Source organism: Sulfurimonas lacustris, assembly GCF_059705355.1.
Genome location: NZ_AP046125.1, coordinates 1 through 15,646, shown reverse-complemented (window position 1 = coordinate 15,646; position 15,646 = coordinate 1). Strand labels below are relative to the sequence as shown.

Below are 15,646 nucleotides of genomic sequence, written 5' to 3'. Positions count from 1 at the left end.
GCTAGATATATTTTACAATGAAAATGCTTGATGTATTCAAAGGTTTCGTAATGATGGGGTAATAAATCAAGTTTACTATTGCAAAAAAAATTATGGAGAAAAAAATGAAAATATTACTCTCTATCTTAACTTTATCACTGCTCCTAAACGCCTCTATGTTTACCAAAGAGGAGAACAAAAGCGGAGTTTTAATCGAAGAGTTCAGACAAAATGTCAATGATACAAATTCCATTATCTGGAGAGGAGAGTACGAAAAAATACCCTCTCACAAAGCAGGCATCTCATCCATAGCAAAAAAGATTCAAAATCTCAAAATTACAGAAGAAAAAAAACAAGAGCTTACGGTAAATCTTCAAAATTATGCAGCCATCATCGATGCAGTAAGCAAAAACCTTCAACAAGAAGCACCCAAACTCAAAAACCACTATGAAAACAGCATTGCAAAACTTGATGCCTTCAACAAAAAGATGTCAAGCATAGGTTTATACGCACTTATTTCTCGTTGGAGAGAACTAAGCAGTATCAAAAACAGTTTTGTAAAAAAACCAAATCCTGCACTTGAAAAAAAGTTTGACAACATCCATAACGAAATCGTCGTAACCATAACAGAGCTTTATCTTGATGATGAAGCAGAGAGCTTTTTGCTCCATTACCTTGAGAACTATAAACTCTACTTCAAAGAGATAACAGTTGCATACGCAAAAGCAAACTACGATAAGATTAATGAACTCAAACCATTAAGCTACAAAATCAAAGCAGAGCTTGAACTTCTTTAACTCTGCTATCTTGATATACTAAATCCAATGCCGATTTTTTTAATATGGTTATCGTAGTCTATAAGAGATTCACCATATCCATTGAAAAATTTAAGATAGAAAAAAAAGTCGTCTCTGCTTGAAATTGGATAGCTATAATTTGACTCTAAAGCCCCCTTGCCGCTAAAGTTATTTCTTAGTTTTATATCTAAGAGGTGTTTTTGATAAGGCAGTGTAAATTTAAGATAACCATGCCCCATAACATCGATAAGTTCTGGGTTATAGTCATATGTATCAGGCAATCGTGTCCATAGTTTTAGCTCTGCAAGGATGGATTTATACTGGAAAAAGAGACTGCTGTCCAGATAATTCCAAGAACGTTCAGCCTCTCCTCCTCTGCCGTTAGATTCATGCCCTATGCCCAAACGCACCGCTTTTATCAGCCTGCCATCCCCCATCTCTGATGTTGGAAAAGTGACAAAAAACTCAGGATTATAGTTTGACTCCCTAAAAAAAGCAGAATCTGCATAGGCTTGCCAAAAAGATTTTTGTGTATATGCGACGGAGTATATTTCACCAAAACGAAAAAGATTTGTAGCAAAGTCAAATTTTACACTCACCTGAAACTCTGTCTCCGCCTTTTTCATCTCATGCCCATTGACACTTGCATAGTCACCATTGTAACGATAGCTTAGTGGCAAGATATAGTTTGGGTTATGCGCTTTGAAGTTATAAAGAGATTGCGCATATTGCCGCAACGTGCTTTGTGTCTCTTTGTCCTCCGGTTTTTCAAATGAGCTATATATCTCCCTCTGCTGTTTTCGCACCTCTCTTAATGGGCTGTGTCGTTCCTGCTCGTAGTAGGTGGCAGAAGAGATTTTGTACCACTTCAACGCCTCTTTTTGGTTTACTTCACACCCTTCTCCATCTTCATACATCTTTGCCAACATATAAGCAGCATCTGGGTCGCTTGGAGCAAGCCCTTGAAATATTTCTAACGCCTTTTCATATTCGCCCATCTCATAAAGAGCGCGTGCTTCTACAAAAGTTGACGAAGCTTCAAGAGAGAGTGTAAAAAGAGATAAAAAAAGGAGTTGCTTTAGCATCTACTTTTGTATCCCATCCACAATAGGGACAAAATCGCACGCTTCAAGCTCCTCTTTTTGTATGTAACCGCTTTTTTTTGTAAAGCGGACAATTATCTGCTGTGCGCCAACTTGCATCGGAGCGACCAAAATCCCACCCTCGCAAAGTTGGTCAAAAAGTTTTGCAGGTATCTGTTTGGCAGTAGCGGAGAAAAGTATTCTATCGTATGGAGCGTACTGCGCCCATCCGTTTTGCCCATCATCAAGTTTCGTGTGGATATTGTTTATGCCAAGTTTTCTAAAGCGCTGTTTTGCTTCAAGTATGAGCGACTCAATCCTCTCAATAGTAAAAACACCACGAAAGAGATGCGACAAAACTGCCGCCTGATAACCACTGCCGCACCCTATCTCCAGAACTTTGTCCTCTTTTTTTGGCGCTAAGTAGTGTGTCATCTTTGCAACAGTAAGCGGAGAGCTTATCCACTGAGACGAACCCATGGGAAGCGCATCTAGCTTGTATGCATTGTGTCTAAAACCAGCAGGAACAAACTCTTCTCTGTTTGTTTTGGCAATAGCGTTTTTTATGTTTTGCGCTAGAGGAAATATTTTATGGCACTCTTCGGCTAATTTTGTAGTTTTTATTGCGGTTATTTTATCCAATGCCAACATCCATATATCTTCTCATCGCTACTATCTCTTTTTTATCAAAACTACACTCCAAAGAGGCTTTTGCGCCGTTACGCTCTACTTCACCATGAGGTCTGACGATACCGCTTAAGCCGGTACACTCTGCATTTTGTGAGTCACTCGCTACAACATAGCACTGATTTATCACTGCAAGTGCCTCTGTAAGCACTCTAAAATGCTCTGTTCTTAAAACTCCCCACCATGAAGGAATGGCTATAACATCACACCCCTCAAGCCTCTGCCAAAACTCTTTAAAACGGAGTTCAAAACAGATAAGAACACCTATCTTTATGCCATCAACTATGACGATTTGTACCTCTTCACCGCTTCCCTCGGACATAAACTTATGCTCCTCTCCAAAGCGAAAAAGCTTTGCTTTTGCCCTCTCAAAAACAATTGCGCCATCATGGAAAATCTTGACAAAGTTAAAAACTTCGTCACCGCGTCTCTCAAGCATAGTAAGGATAATAATCTTACCATCAGAAGCCTCTTTAAGTGCTTCGTTTGCCTCGTGGGCAAATGCAAGAGCCGCATCATAGTTCTCATAGTCAAACCCGCTCAAGCAGACCTCTGGCGCAACGATAAGAGAGTTTTGGGGTGTTTCTTTTATAAGTTGCAGAAGTGTGCGGAGATTTGCATCGTACTCACCCACTTTTGTCTCAAAAAGGAGTGAATAGAGTTTGTAGTCGCCCTTTTTAGAAGTCATCGTCAAAAGTCAAACTTCCTTTTGAGTAGTTTGCAACTGTTCCCTCAAAAAAGTTTGTTTTTTGGTCGTTAAATTTTGAAAAATCATCCACCCATTTAATAGGATTTGTCACATTATAAAGCTTTGCAAACCCGACCGATGTAAGTCTGTCATCAGCCAGATACTGGATATACTGCTCTATGATAGCATCTGTCAGTCCCAAAATCTGCCCATCTGTTATGTATTTTCCCCATGCTACTTCAAGCGCTACGGCTTCTTTAAACATCTCTATCACTTCGCCCTTAAGCTGCTCTGTAAAGAGGTCTGGTCTCTCTTTTCTAAGCGAGTTTATAAGGTTCTGGAAAAGTACCAAGTGTGTCACTTCATCTCTCTGGATGAAACGTATCATCTGTGCAGAACCCAGCATCTTGCCGCTTCTTGCGAGTGTGTAGATGTAGGCAAAACCGCTGTAAAAATAGATACCCTCCAAAATCTGATTTGCAAAACACGCTTTGACAAAGTTGTGTTCTGTCGGGTTTTTGGATAGCTCTTCATAAACTCTGGCGATTGCGTCATTTTTGCCTTTTAGCATCATGTCACGTCTCCATAGATCATAAATCTCTTTGGAATTTGCGGAGATGCTGTCAACCATGACTGCATAACTTTGTGAGTGAAGTGCCTCTTCAAAAGATTGACGCACTAAGATAAGATTGATTTCAGGAGATGTAACATAAGGGTTGACATTGTCCATAAGGTTATTTGTTTGGAGTGAATCCATAAATATAAGCTGTGCAAGTGCTTTGTCGTATGCCGCTTTTTCGACATCTGTTATCTGTTTGTAGTCGCTTACATCGCGTGTCATGTCAACCTCTTTTGGAAACCACGTGTTGTTAAGCATCATCTCCCAAAGATTGTACGCCCACTGGTACTTAATGTCATTGAGCTCAAAAATACCCGTCGGATTACCGCCAAAGATTCTTCTGTCGTTTACACTTTCGCTTGATTCAGGATTATATATTTTTTTTCTGTGCATTTTTTCTCCTAAAATTTTAGTGTAAGATTATATCTTTTTCTATAAAAATCCGTCTTTAAATATACTTTACAAATTTGTCTAATTCGAACGCTCTATCTTTTCATATATTGACTTCTTTTATAATTGTGCAAAATACAAAAAAGGAGACGGTATGAAATTTACTCTTATTTTCATACTAATATTGACAATGATAGAAGCATCCAATCTGCAATCTTTAGAAGAAAAAATCAACCAACTTACAGAAGAAGAGAAACGTGTACTCCTTCACAAAGGTACCGAACGCCCATTTATTGGAAAATATACAGATGAAAAATCGCGTGGTATCTACACGTGCAAGCTATGCGATGCTCCGCTTTTTGATTCTAGTGCAAAATTTGATTCTCGCTCCGGATGGCCAAGCTTTGATGATGCCTTAGAGGGGGCTGTAAAAAGAGTTTCTGATAGTGATGGGAGAAGAGTTGAGATAGTATGCGCGAACTGTGGCGCCCATTTGGGGCATGTGTTTGAGGGAGAAGGTTTTACCTCAAAAAACACTAGACATTGCGTAAACTCTATTTCGCTTAACCTTGTTAAAAAACCAGATGCAAAAGAGAGTGCTCTCTCTTATGCATACTTTGCAGGTGGCTGTTTTTGGGGCGTTGAGTACTATTTACAAAAACTTGATGGTGTCAAAGAGGTCATATCTGGTTTTATGGGTGGACATGTGAAAAACCCAAGTTACTATGAGGTTGTCCGCTCAGATACGGGACATCTTGAGACGGTAGAGGTGATTTACGATAAAAGCAAGATATCTTACGAAGAACTTGCAAAAGCATTTTTTGAGATTCACGACCCAACCCAAACGAATGGTCAAGGTCCAGACATCGGCAAGCAGTATCTCTCCGCAATTTTTGTAAATAGCAATGATGAAAAAGAAGTTGTTAACAAGCTCATCGGCAAACTTGAGACGAATGGCTATAAAATTGCAACAAAAATCATCAATAAATCAGAGTTTTATCCAGCCGATGAGAGTCACCAAAACTACTATGAAAAAAAGGGAAGCAGACCATACTGCCACGGGTATGTTAAAAGATTTTAGAGACTTTTAACTACTTCCCTTGAAATGCCGGTTTTTCCATAGGTTTTACAAACTCTTTTGCGGACTTGTCTATTGAGTCAATAACTTCATTTTTATAATCAGTCGCCGTATAGCCTGTCTCATGAGAGTAAATGATGTAAACACCTATTGCTAAGCTGAGTAACACCATTTTCATACTATTGTTTCGATAAAAAGTAAAAGCCATTAAAGCCACTATTAGCAGCGAGAGCGGATACATTAACCCATCCATTTTTTATCCTTATGAAGTTTATCTAAAAGTATAACATAGTTAAAAAGAGTTGAAATTATTTAATGATGAGGAGTTTTTTTATGCCCACAAAGGGGCATAAACGTAGATTTATTAGCGGCTGTTTCTTTTTCTTTCGCTCTCTGTTAAAAACTTTTTACGAATACGGATACTTTTTGGTGTAATCTCTAAAAGCTCATCATCTTCAATCCACTCTAGCGCACGCTCTAGTGACATATCACGATGAGGGATAAGCTTAATCGCCTCATCTGCACCGGATGAGCGAACGTTTGATTGTGCTTTTCCTTTGATTGGGTTAACAACCAAATCGTTAGAACGTGAGTGCTCACCAACAATCATACCCTCATAAACTTTTGTTTGTGGTCCAAGGAAAAGAACACCACGGTCTTGAATGTTAAATAGTGAGTACGCCAATGTATCGCCATTTTCCATAGAGATAAGTGCACCATAGCTTCTTGACTCAACTGTACCACTGTATGGGCGGAACTCTAAGAATGAGTGGTTCATGATACCCTCGCCCTTAGTGTCTGTTAGGAACTGTCCACGGAATCCGATAAGCGCACGAGCAGGAATCTCAAATTCGATTCTCTGGAAACCTTGTCCCATCGGAACCATTGACTTCATCTCAGCTTTTCTTTTTCCAAGACGCTCAATAACGCTTCCGCTTAACTCTTCAGGAACGTCGATAACAAGGTGCTCAAACGGCTCACATTTAACACCTTCAATTTCTCTAACGATAACTTCCGGACGGCTAACACCAAACTCATAATTTTCACGGCGCATATTTTCAGCCAAAATCGTGATTTGTAACTCGCCACGACCGGAGACTTTAAATTTACCCTCGCCTACAACTTCGAGCTTCATAGCAACGTTTGTTGTCATCTCAGCTTCTAGTCTGTCTTTAAGTTTGTTTGAAGTAACGTGTTTACCCTCTTGACCTGCAAGCGGAGAGTCATTTACAGAGAAAACAACTGTCAAAGTCGGCTCTTCGATGTGCATAGGGTCAAGTGGCATTGGATTTGCAGGGTCACAAATAGTATCTCCAACATCCACTGTCTCAAGTCCAGCAAATGCAACGATATCTCCCGCTTCTGCTTCTTGAATCTCCATACGGTTAAGTCCATGAAAACCTATAAGTTTAGAGATTTTACCTTTTACAAGTTCGCCATCAGCCTTTGCAAGCATAACGTTGTCACCTTTTTTGATAACACCGTTGAAGATACGGCTGATACCGATTTTTCCAACATAGTTATCGTAGTCAAGTGTAAATACCTGTGCTTGTGTATGGTTTTCTCTATCGCCCTGAGGTTCTGGGATTTGAGATAAAATAGTTTCAAAAATACACTCGAAATTTCCATCAGGGTCAGCCATATCAAGTTTTGCAATACCATCACGAGCAGCAGCGTAAATGATAGGGAAATCCAACTGATCTTCTGTTGCATCCATTGCAGCAAAAAGGTCAAACATCTCATCTACAACACGCTCTGGATCAGCTGAAGGTTTATCGATTTTGTTGATAACAACGATTGGTTTTTTACCAAGCGCAAGCATCTTTTTAACAACAAACTTAGTTTGAGGCATAACACCCTCATAGGCATCAACAAGAACCAAAACACCATCAACCATCTTTAAAACACGCTCAACTTCACCACCAAAATCGGCGTGACCTGGAGTGTCAATAATGTTGATTTTATGGTCTTTATAACGAATTGCTGTATTTTTGGACAAAATCGTAATACCACGCTCTTTTTCCAAAGCGTTGCTGTCCATCGCTCTCTCTTCATGCTGTTCATGAGCGCCGTATGTTCCTGATTGCTCTAACAAACCATCAACAAGTGTAGTTTTTCCGTGGTCAACGTGGGCAATAACTGCGATATTTCTGATTTTCTGCACAAGGCATCCTTTATTTGGTACAAATGACCAATGTAAATTTTTTGCGATTTTATCTAAAATAATGTTATAAAAACGTAAAAGCAATGATATAATAAAAGCAAGACGCAAAAAAAAGATAAAAAATGGAAATTATAGACTATCCTACAGAGCTTGACATCATCTTTGACACATTGAAAAAGAGCAGTATTAAGCCTATTTTAGTGGGTGGTTATGTTAGAGATAAACTTCTTAACGAGGAATCAAAAGATATTGATATCGAACTCTACGGAGTCTCATCTTTAGATAAAGTTGAAGAAATTTTGCAAGATTTTGGGGCTGTAAATAGTATCGGAAAAAGTTTTGGTGTCTGTAAACTGAAATTTAAGGGGTATGAGTTAGATTTTTCTCTCCCCAGAAAAGATAACAAAACAAAATCCGGACATCGCGGATTTGATATAGAGGTCTATCCATATCTTGACTTTAAAACTGCTGCTTCAAGAAGAGATTTTACCATCAATGCCATTGGCTACGATGTTATGGAAAAAAAGATAGTTGACCCTTTTAGCGGCAGAGAAGATTTAAAAAAAAGAGTGCTTCGGGCCGTTGATTTGGAGAGTTTTGGACAAGACCCTCTAAGAGTTCTGCGTGCCGCACAATTTTGCGCTAGGTTTAATCTTCAAATCAAACATAACTTATATCTTATATGTAAAGATATGGTCTCTAAAAATTTACTCGCTGAATTGCCAAAAGAGAGAATATTTGAAGAGATAAAGAAACTTCTTTTAAAATCACAAAAACCATCCATCGGACTTAACCTTTTAAATGAATTTGGCTTTGATTTTCCTACAAAAAATATGTTTATCACTGATATACTTGTCAAGAAACTAACAGCTAACGAACAAACAAATCTTGTTTTAATGTTAGCTGCACTCTGTTATAACTTTAAACAAAATGATATAGAGCTATTTTTATCAAAGCTTACAAATGAAAAAGAGCTGTTTCACAGAGTTGTCTCACTTGTTGAAACTCATAAAAAATTAGATAATTTAAATGATGATTACACACTCTATAAACTTGCTACACTGACAAACATTAGAGAACTTTTGATTTTTAGCAGTTCAATTTATAGTACAGATGATAATTCAAAAATGGTCAAAAAATGTGAAGATATCTATAAAAAAGCAGAAGAGCTAGGCATTATAGACAAAAAGCTCCAGCCACTTTTAATGGGTAAGGACATACTTAAGCTTGGACTCCATCCATCACCAAAATTTTCTCAAATTTTAGATGATGCCTATGAAGCCCAAATGCACGGTAAATTTAAAAATTATGACGAGGCTTTGCTTTGGTTAAAAGAGTATATTAAAGCTTTGAGCTGTCAATCTCTATAACAGTATGAACATTTCCTCTTGGGTTATAATCCGCCACGATTTTCATATATTTTGGCTTTAATTTTTTCTCTAAAACTTCATAAATCTCGTTTGCACTGTTTTCATGCGATATATGTCTATCTCTAAAAGAGTTTATATAGAGCTTTATGGCTTTTAGTTCAACTACCCACTCATCGGGCGTATATTCGAGATGTATTGTTGCAAAATCTGGGTAGCCACTTCTTGGACAAAGACAAGAGAACTCAGGAAGTGTCATCTTTATGAGATAATTTCTTTTATACTCATTTGGCCAAATTTCCAAATCTTTTTCTATATCAAACTCATTTACAATTTTTTCACCATACTTCATAACAACTCCTTAATTTTTTTCTAACAGTGCTAAAAATCTGCCTTGCAAATAATCAACCCCTATCTCTTTAGCTAACTCTTTGCTCTCTTCATCTTCAATCATTTTTATCCAAGTTTTCATGCCTTTTTCATGTGCCATCACATTAAAACCGCTAAGAATATTTTTATACTTATGTTTATCTATCTTTTTACTATAAAAAGAGTCGAAACGCACCATATCAATATCTAAATCTCTTAAATACAAAAATGATGTATGCAAAGATCCTAGTCTATCAACTGCAATTATAATCCCGAACTCTTTTAACTGCTTGAGATAACCGTTAAATTTCTCTATTTTTGGAAAATATTCACTCTCACTAAAGAGCAGAATAATTCTCCCTTTGACACATTCATTTTTTTGAAACAACTCTTTGATTTTTGTTAGAACAACTGGATTTCTAATCGATGTAGGTGCGATAGCGATGGCAAATTTTTCATCTTTTGATTTTTTACAAATCTCTATAACTTTTTCCAAAACTATAATGTCATATTCATGCATTAGTCTTAATTTATCCAAAATTTTCATATAATCTTTTTGATGTAAGAGTTTTTGTTCTGTCGTATTTAACTTCACAAAACACTCTTTTAAGATCGTTTTTTCATCTTCAAAAGCCTCTTGTGTAAAAAGTACTATATCTCTTTTTTTGATTGCTTGAATAACAAAATACTCCAAATCACTTGGATCTATCATCTCTTGCATTGGCATGAGCTGCTTTGCATTTTTATTACTATTTTGAAGTTCAAAAAGATTTTCCATAAGATAATCAATATTTTTTGAAAATCTTGTATCATTGATAGCTGCGGAAATTTGTACCTCTATATCATCTACTTTAAACTCTTCACTTTTAAGACACATTAATTCTATAATAGTTTTATATTGCTCTTTATCTCCACCAAATCCAATAATAAAATCACCACCTTTAATGCGACCTATTGGAAAATTGGTAATCTCTTTTGTTTTAAGATACTCAGCTATCCATAAAACTACTTCTAAGAGTACTTTATCTCCATATTTGATACCGTAGCGTTTATTTATCTCATAAAGATTATCAATGCTAATAAGCAAAAGTGTATATTCACTGCTATTTTTAATCTCTTTTTTTAAATAGTTATAAATATACTCTCTTGTAAAAGTTTTTGAAGTATTATCAGTTATTTTTGTATCAAAACCTTTATAGATAAGATAAAAAATAAAGTAAATACTAAAAAGAAGTATTAAAGTAGCTTCAATATAAAAAGAGGTACTAATAGTCTTTTGACTTGTGATAAATGTATGAAGAATAAGTGCAAAAACAAGTGCAAAGATAGGAAGAACCATTCTAAGAGCAAGCCTAAAGCGGTACTCTCTTTCTCTAGTTTGTGGAAGAAGCATTGCTATTTTTAAACACTACAAAGATGTTAAACATCTAAGTGCTTAACATCTTTCGCGTGTGTTTCTATGTAGTTACGGCGAGGTTCAACTTCATCACCCATAAAGAGTGTAAATGTGTCACTTGCAAGTTCGGCATCATCAATCGTTACTTGAAGCAGAACTCTATTTTCTGGAGTCATTGTCGTTTCCCAAAGCTGCTCAGGGTTCATCTCTCCAAGACCTTTATAGCGTTGGATGTAAGCACCTTTTTTCGCAAAATCAATAATATTTTCAAGAACCTTTAAAATATCATCTTTAAAATCTAAATTCCACTCTTTGATTTTTCTATAGACAAAACTTGCTTCACTAAAATGAGGAGCAGCAAAGAGGTCATCATTGATAAGCAACTCTTCCATTCCACCTTTTGTTTGAACAAAAAGGTGAATAGAGTCTTGTGAAATCGTTTTTGTTAAAATATTATTTCCATTTTGAATCAAGAACTCTTCAACTTTTTCATACATTGCTTTTATATCAAGCCCTATCAAATCAGGATTTTCTATAAAGTGACGAATCAATTCAACTAAAGCGTATCTTCTCTCCAATGCTTCAAGCGAACCTCTGTAGTGGTCAACCATTTTAAAGTATGAGACTAAATCATTATGTCCAACACTCTGCTCTTCTAAAGATTCGATACCGTTTTCGATAAGAAAATCGTTCATAGCACGGTCATCTTTAAAATAGATCTCTTTTTTACCTTTTTTGTAACGATATAAAGGCGGCTGAGCCAAATAGAGATAACCATTTTCTATAACACTTCTAAAGTGGCGGAAGAAAAATGTAAGCAAAAGAGTTTGGATATGGCTACCGTCAACGTCCGCATCGGTCATAATGATGATTTTGTGATAGCGAAGTTTCTCTTCGTTATACTCATCACCGATGCCACAACCCATAGCCGTAATCATGTTAGTAATCTCTTCAGATTTTAAAATCTTGTCAAGCCTTGCTTTTTCAACATTTAAAATCTTACCTTTAAGAGGTAAAATTGCTTGGAAAACTCTATCACGGCCCATTTTTGCCGAACCGCCTGCAGAGTCCCCTTCTACCAGATAAAGTTCACAGATAGAAGCATCTTTGCTTTGACAATCCGCAAGTTTTCCTGGAAGCGTTCCAACACTCATAGAGTCTTTTCTGCGAGTAAGCTCTCTAGCTTTTTTAGCAGCTTCACGCCCACGTGCCGCCATCAACGATTTGGCAACTATCGCTTTTGCCTCGATTGGATTTTCTTCAAAATATTTGCTCAAAAGCTCATAAGTTGATTTTTGAACCAGTGGTCTTACATAAGTATTTCCCAGTTTACCTTTTGTTTGTCCCTCAAACTGCGGTTCAGGCACACGAACAGAGACAACAGCGATAAGACCCTCACTCGTATCTTCACCGCTAATTTTTACATCTTTCTCTTTTGCTGCACCGTTTTGTGCGTTGTAGTTAGAAATAACACGAGTGAGACCAGCTCTAAAACCTGCTTCATGCGTTCCGCCGTTTGGAGTACGGATGTTGTTCACAAAAGAGTAAACTTTCTCATCATAAGTATCATTGTACATAAGTGCTATGTCAAACTCTATATCTTCTATTTTAGAGCTAAATACAAAGACTTTTGCAACTTCTTGCTTTTTGTTTAAATCACTAACATATTGAGCAATTCCACCTTCAAAGTGGTATGTTTGTGAAACATTTGTTCTTTCATCTTTAAAGTTAATAGTTATAAAAGGGTTTAAGTAGGCTAACTCTTTAAATCTTCGAGCCAAATACTCATACTCAAAAATGATAGTTTCGGTAAATATGCTTGGGTCTGGAGAAAATTCTATAGTTGTACCAGTTTTTTTGGTTGTGCCAATTACTTTTAAAATCTCTTGAGGGATTCCTTGTTTAAAATCCTGTTCAAAAATCTCGCCGTTTCTATAAATCGTCATCTTAAGATCAGATGAGAGTGCATTTACAACTGATACACCAACACCATGAAGACCACCAGAAACTTTGTAAGTATCTTTGTCAAATTTTCCACCAGCGTGAAGTACAGTTAAAACAACAGTAGCAGCACTCATTCCCTCAGTTGGATGCATATCAGTCGGAATACCGCGTCCATTATCTGATACTTTACATGTTCCATTTTTTGTTAGAGTTACATTTATCGTATTACAGTGTCCTGCCATTGCCTCATCTATGGAGTTGTCGATAACTTCATAAACCAAATGATGCAAACCGCGATGACCCGTATCACCAATATACATTCCGGGTCTCTTACGAACTGCTTCTAATCCTTTGAGGACTTTAATATTGCTAGCGCCGTAATTTTCCATTAATAACTCCATATAACTTTTTACATAATTTAAGCCATTTTATCTAATTTATTCTAAAAAGAAGTTTTATAGGCTTTAAACAAAGAAGAGAGGTTTTTTAGATTGCCCTATTTTTGTAAATAGGTGGAGCAATCTAAAGTTTTTAAGAGTGGTTTAGATGACTATTGGCATAACTACTGTTTTAAAATTAGCATCACGAAGAACAAATGGTAAATTACTCTCATTGAGTCCAATCGTAAATTCTGAATTATGGATAACATTCAAAAAATCTAAAAGATATTTGCTGTTTATAGCAATAACAAAAGGGGATGAGAAGTTTGTTTTATAACTCATTTCAGTTTTAGCTTCGATATTATCATCACTTAAAGATTCAAAAATAATAGTATCGTTTATAAAAGTAATTTTTACATCAGAAGAGATAGTAGTAATTTGCTTTATAGATTCTATCATGTTTACTTTTGGGAGAGTGAGTGTATTTGCTACTTCTTTAGGGATTATTCTTGAATATTCAGGAAACTTTCCATTGATTAGTTTTGTAAAAAAAGTGTACTGATATGAATGAATAATGAGATTATTTTCATCATAGTAAAGTTCGATATTGTCAAAGAAAAGCTTTTGAATCTCAATAATTGCTTTTTTTGGAACTATGATGGAAAGTTCAGAACTGCTCTGATTTTCGATGTTGACAACTGACAATCTTCTTGTATCAGTTGAGGCAAAATTGATACTGTTTTCTTTAATGTCAATAAGTGCACCGTTGAGTTCAAATTTAGGATTGTTGGTATCAATAGATGGAGTAATTTTTCTAAGAGAGTCAATAAGAGAGTGTGAATCAATAAGAATACGTGGTTTTCCTTCATAAGAGGGAAATGCAGGAAACTCATTGTATGAGAAAGTAGGAAGTTTAAATTTGGAGTGCGCTTGAGAGATGTAAAGAAGCTCATTTTTTACTTCAAGATGTACTTCACCCTCTTTTAAAATTCTGATGATATCTAATAGTTTTTTGCCATTAGCAGTAATGTTTCCATCTTCAGAAATATTTACTTTGTCCGTAGAGACAATTAGCCCTATTTCGTAGTCAGTAGCTTTTAGAATTAACTTTGCATCTGTTGCATTGATAAGTACGTGAGATGTGATTTGAGAAGTATCTTTTTTTTCTAAAAACGGTTGCATATGAACTAAAATATTTTCAATGATTGATTTTTGGATTGTTACTCTCATTTTTTTCCTATATATTATTAAAATTTTTAGTATTAGTAGTAAGGGAAAGTGATAATGTGAATATCACTTCTAAAACCCTATTTTATGAGCTATTCCAATGTGATGAACCGATATAATTGTTTTCACACTTGTTCACTTAAGCAATTATATCTTTTTTTTACTTTTTTAAGAAGATGACGTAATTTTGTTCGTTAACTCTTCTATTTTAACTTTAAAATCTTCATCATTTTGTATAAGTTCGTTTATCTTTTTGAGTGTATGACTTATGGCTGTATGGTCTTGCATTCCAAAGTACTGAGCAAGCTGAGGCATCGTGTTTTGTGTGAGTTCACGGCAGAGATAGATAGCTATTCTTCTTGCATAAACTAAGTTTTTACTTCTACCTTTTGAGCGGATTTCGCTTGGTTTGATATTTAAATCTTTTGCAACATTTTGTGTGATGATATCAAGAGTAAGATTTGCACGATTTTCTCTTAGTTGATCTTTGAGTACATTTTTTGTAAATTGTAAATCGATATCAACATGCATAAGCTGCGAATATGCATGAAGTTTTGAGAGAATTCCCTCGATTTCACGAACGTTACTCTCAATGACAGTTGCAATATAGTGAATAATATCTTTTGTAAGAATAACTTTATTTATTTTGCACTTATTTTCAATAATAGCAATTTTTGTTTCAAGTTCAGGTGGCTGGATATCTGCTACAAGTCCATGTTCAAAACGGCTTTGAAGTCTTTTTTCAAGTCCTGCTATTTTTTTAGGATGTTTGTCTGCTGTTAGAATAATCTGTTTTCCCGTGCCCTTAAGTGCTTCAAAAGTGTGAAAAAACTCCTCTTGAATCCCCTCTTTATTGCTTAAAAACTGTATATCGTCGATAAGTAAAACATCGCATTTGCGGTATTTTTCTTGAAATCGCTCCGTGGTTTTGTTTCGTAAATGACGGATAAAATCATTTAAAAACTGCTCAACAGTTGTATAAATGACGATTTTTCCCTGATTTTGTAAAACATTACCCGCTGCTTGCATAAGGTGTGTTTTTCCAAGACCGACACCGCCGTAGATAAAAACGGGATTATACAAAATACCCGGTTTTTCACTCACACTTTTTATGGTTGCATATGCAAACTGGTTTGAACCGCCGACCATAAAGTTTTCAAATGTGTGAGACGGGTTTAAAAGCGAGTGCTGTTGGGGTTTTTGCTCTTTTTTTGTTTCTATTTTTTTGTCTTGAATTTGGTCTTTAAGCGTAATTTTTACATTAAGATGAAGTGATTGGTGAACTTCAAAAAGATGTTTGATTTTTGAGGCATATCTGTTTTTAATCCAGTTTAAAACAAGATTATTTGGTGCATAAAAGATAGCTGTATCAGCAGTAGATTTTTTTGTATCATAATGAAGATGTTTTATATATCTGTTGTACTCTATCTCAGGTATCTCTTCTTTAAGCAGAAGTAAAATTTTCTCTCCGATATTCAC

At 35.9% G+C, this 15,646-nt stretch carries 14 protein-coding genes; 3 read left to right on the top strand and 11 right to left on the bottom strand.

What is annotated here, in order from left to right; translation table 11 throughout:
- The first annotated feature begins 104 nt into the window (after positions 1-104).
- Positions 105-776 carry a hypothetical protein gene (locus AC6H4V_RS00070; RefSeq protein WP_497606997.1) on the top strand — a complete coding sequence of 224 codons (672 nt, stop codon included), beginning with the start codon at positions 105-107 and terminating at the stop codon, positions 774-776.
- A 5-nt stretch (positions 777-781) separates the two neighbouring features.
- Here AC6H4V_RS00070 and AC6H4V_RS00065 read toward each other — a convergent pair whose 3' ends face one another.
- Genes AC6H4V_RS00065 through AC6H4V_RS00050 form a run of 4 tightly spaced genes read right to left on the bottom strand, consistent with a single transcriptional unit; the run spans position 782 to position 4,245 of the window.
- On the bottom strand, positions 782-1,861 hold the full coding sequence (locus AC6H4V_RS00065; RefSeq protein WP_497606996.1) for a phospholipase A: 1,080 nt from the start codon (positions 1,859-1,861) through the stop codon (positions 782-784).
- Entirely contained in the window at positions 1,862-2,509 is a 648-nt protein-coding gene (locus AC6H4V_RS00060) for a protein-L-isoaspartate(D-aspartate) O-methyltransferase (RefSeq protein WP_428729531.1), read from the bottom strand.
- Positions 2,493-3,233, bottom strand: coding sequence for a carbon-nitrogen hydrolase family protein (locus AC6H4V_RS00055; protein ID WP_497606995.1), 741 nt, complete (start codon positions 3,231-3,233; stop codon positions 2,493-2,495). The genes AC6H4V_RS00060 and AC6H4V_RS00055 overlap by 17 nt, the downstream gene beginning before the upstream one ends.
- A complete protein-coding gene (locus tag AC6H4V_RS00050) occupies positions 3,223-4,245 on the bottom strand; it encodes a ribonucleotide-diphosphate reductase subunit beta (RefSeq protein ID WP_497606994.1) in 1,023 nt (340 codons plus the stop codon). The genes AC6H4V_RS00055 and AC6H4V_RS00050 overlap by 11 nt, the downstream gene beginning before the upstream one ends.
- 151 nt (positions 4,246-4,396) lie before the next feature.
- Here AC6H4V_RS00050 and AC6H4V_RS00045 point away from each other — a divergent pair, with 151 nt between their 5' ends.
- The gene (locus AC6H4V_RS00045) at positions 4,397-5,323 is read left to right on the top strand and encodes a bifunctional methionine sulfoxide reductase B/A protein (protein ID WP_497606993.1); all 927 of its coding nucleotides are present in this window, start codon (positions 4,397-4,399) and stop codon (positions 5,321-5,323) included.
- A 10-nt stretch (positions 5,324-5,333) separates the two neighbouring features.
- Here the strand turns inward: AC6H4V_RS00045 and AC6H4V_RS00040 are convergent, their stop codons facing one another.
- Both AC6H4V_RS00040 and typA read right to left on the bottom strand, forming a co-directional pair.
- Entirely contained in the window at positions 5,334-5,573 is a 240-nt protein-coding gene (locus AC6H4V_RS00040) for a hypothetical protein (protein WP_497606992.1), read from the bottom strand.
- Between the two features lie 111 nt (positions 5,574-5,684).
- On the bottom strand, positions 5,685-7,484 hold the full coding sequence (gene typA / locus AC6H4V_RS00035; protein ID WP_428729536.1) for a translational GTPase TypA: 1,800 nt from the start codon (positions 7,482-7,484) through the stop codon (positions 5,685-5,687).
- 122 nt (positions 7,485-7,606) lie between these two features.
- On the opposite strand from typA, the gene AC6H4V_RS00030 reads away from it, so the two are divergent.
- Complete coding sequence (locus tag AC6H4V_RS00030) at positions 7,607-8,854, top strand: CCA tRNA nucleotidyltransferase (RefSeq protein ID WP_497606991.1); 1,248 nt, start codon at positions 7,607-7,609, stop codon at positions 8,852-8,854.
- On the opposite strand, the gene queF is transcribed toward AC6H4V_RS00030, so the two are convergent.
- The 5 genes from queF to dnaA all read right to left on the bottom strand — a co-directional run bounded on the left by queF (position 8,826) and on the right by dnaA (position 15,646).
- Complete coding sequence (queF, locus tag AC6H4V_RS00025) at positions 8,826-9,203, bottom strand: preQ(1) synthase (protein WP_497606990.1); 378 nt, start codon at positions 9,201-9,203, stop codon at positions 8,826-8,828. The two genes, AC6H4V_RS00030 and queF, sit on opposite strands and share 29 nt — an antisense overlap.
- A 9-nt stretch (positions 9,204-9,212) precedes the next feature.
- The gene (locus AC6H4V_RS00020) at positions 9,213-10,613 is read right to left on the bottom strand and encodes an EAL domain-containing protein (RefSeq protein ID WP_428729540.1); all 1,401 of its coding nucleotides are present in this window, start codon (positions 10,611-10,613) and stop codon (positions 9,213-9,215) included.
- A 26-nt stretch (positions 10,614-10,639) separates the two neighbouring features.
- Positions 10,640-12,949 (bottom strand): DNA topoisomerase (ATP-hydrolyzing) subunit B, encoded by a 2,310-nt coding sequence (gene gyrB, locus AC6H4V_RS00015; protein WP_428729541.1) that lies wholly within the window; start codon positions 12,947-12,949, stop codon positions 10,640-10,642.
- A gap of 153 nt (positions 12,950-13,102) precedes the next feature.
- Positions 13,103-14,170 carry a DNA polymerase III subunit beta gene (gene dnaN, locus AC6H4V_RS00010; protein ID WP_497606989.1) on the bottom strand — a complete coding sequence of 356 codons (1,068 nt, stop codon included), beginning with the start codon at positions 14,168-14,170 and terminating at the stop codon, positions 13,103-13,105.
- Between the two features lie 165 nt (positions 14,171-14,335).
- Positions 14,336-15,646, bottom strand: a complete 1,311-nt coding sequence (gene dnaA, locus AC6H4V_RS00005) for a chromosomal replication initiator protein DnaA (protein ID WP_428729543.1) — start codon at positions 15,644-15,646, stop codon at positions 14,336-14,338.

Bases quoted from the DNA above. Each gene is read 5' to 3' on its own strand.
- AC6H4V_RS00060 (WP_428729531.1), bottom strand. From the start codon at position 2,509: ATGTTGGCATTGGATAAAATAACCGCAATAAAAACTACAAAATTAGCC.
- AC6H4V_RS00065 (WP_497606996.1), bottom strand. From the start codon at position 1,861: ATGCTAAAGCAACTCCTTTTTTTATCTCTTTTTACACTCTCTCTTGAA.
- AC6H4V_RS00070 (WP_497606997.1), top strand. From the start codon at position 105: ATGAAAATATTACTCTCTATCTTAACTTTATCACTGCTCCTAAACGCC.
- queF (WP_497606990.1), bottom strand. From the start codon at position 9,203: ATGAAGTATGGTGAAAAAATTGTAAATGAGTTTGATATAGAAAAAGAT.
- dnaN (WP_497606989.1), bottom strand. From the start codon at position 14,170: ATGAGAGTAACAATCCAAAAATCAATCATTGAAAATATTTTAGTTCAT.
- AC6H4V_RS00020 (WP_428729540.1), bottom strand. From the start codon at position 10,613: ATGCTTCTTCCACAAACTAGAGAAAGAGAGTACCGCTTTAGGCTTGCT.
- AC6H4V_RS00050 (WP_497606994.1), bottom strand. From the start codon at position 4,245: ATGCACAGAAAAAAAATATATAATCCTGAATCAAGCGAAAGTGTAAAC.
- AC6H4V_RS00055 (WP_497606995.1), bottom strand. From the start codon at position 3,233: ATGACTTCTAAAAAGGGCGACTACAAACTCTATTCACTCCTTTTTGAG.
- AC6H4V_RS00045 (WP_497606993.1), top strand. From the start codon at position 4,397: ATGAAATTTACTCTTATTTTCATACTAATATTGACAATGATAGAAGCA.
- AC6H4V_RS00030 (WP_497606991.1), top strand. From the start codon at position 7,607: ATGGAAATTATAGACTATCCTACAGAGCTTGACATCATCTTTGACACA.
- AC6H4V_RS00040 (WP_497606992.1), bottom strand. From the start codon at position 5,573: ATGGATGGGTTAATGTATCCGCTCTCGCTGCTAATAGTGGCTTTAATG.
- gyrB (WP_428729541.1), bottom strand. From the start codon at position 12,949: ATGGAAAATTACGGCGCTAGCAATATTAAAGTCCTCAAAGGATTAGAA.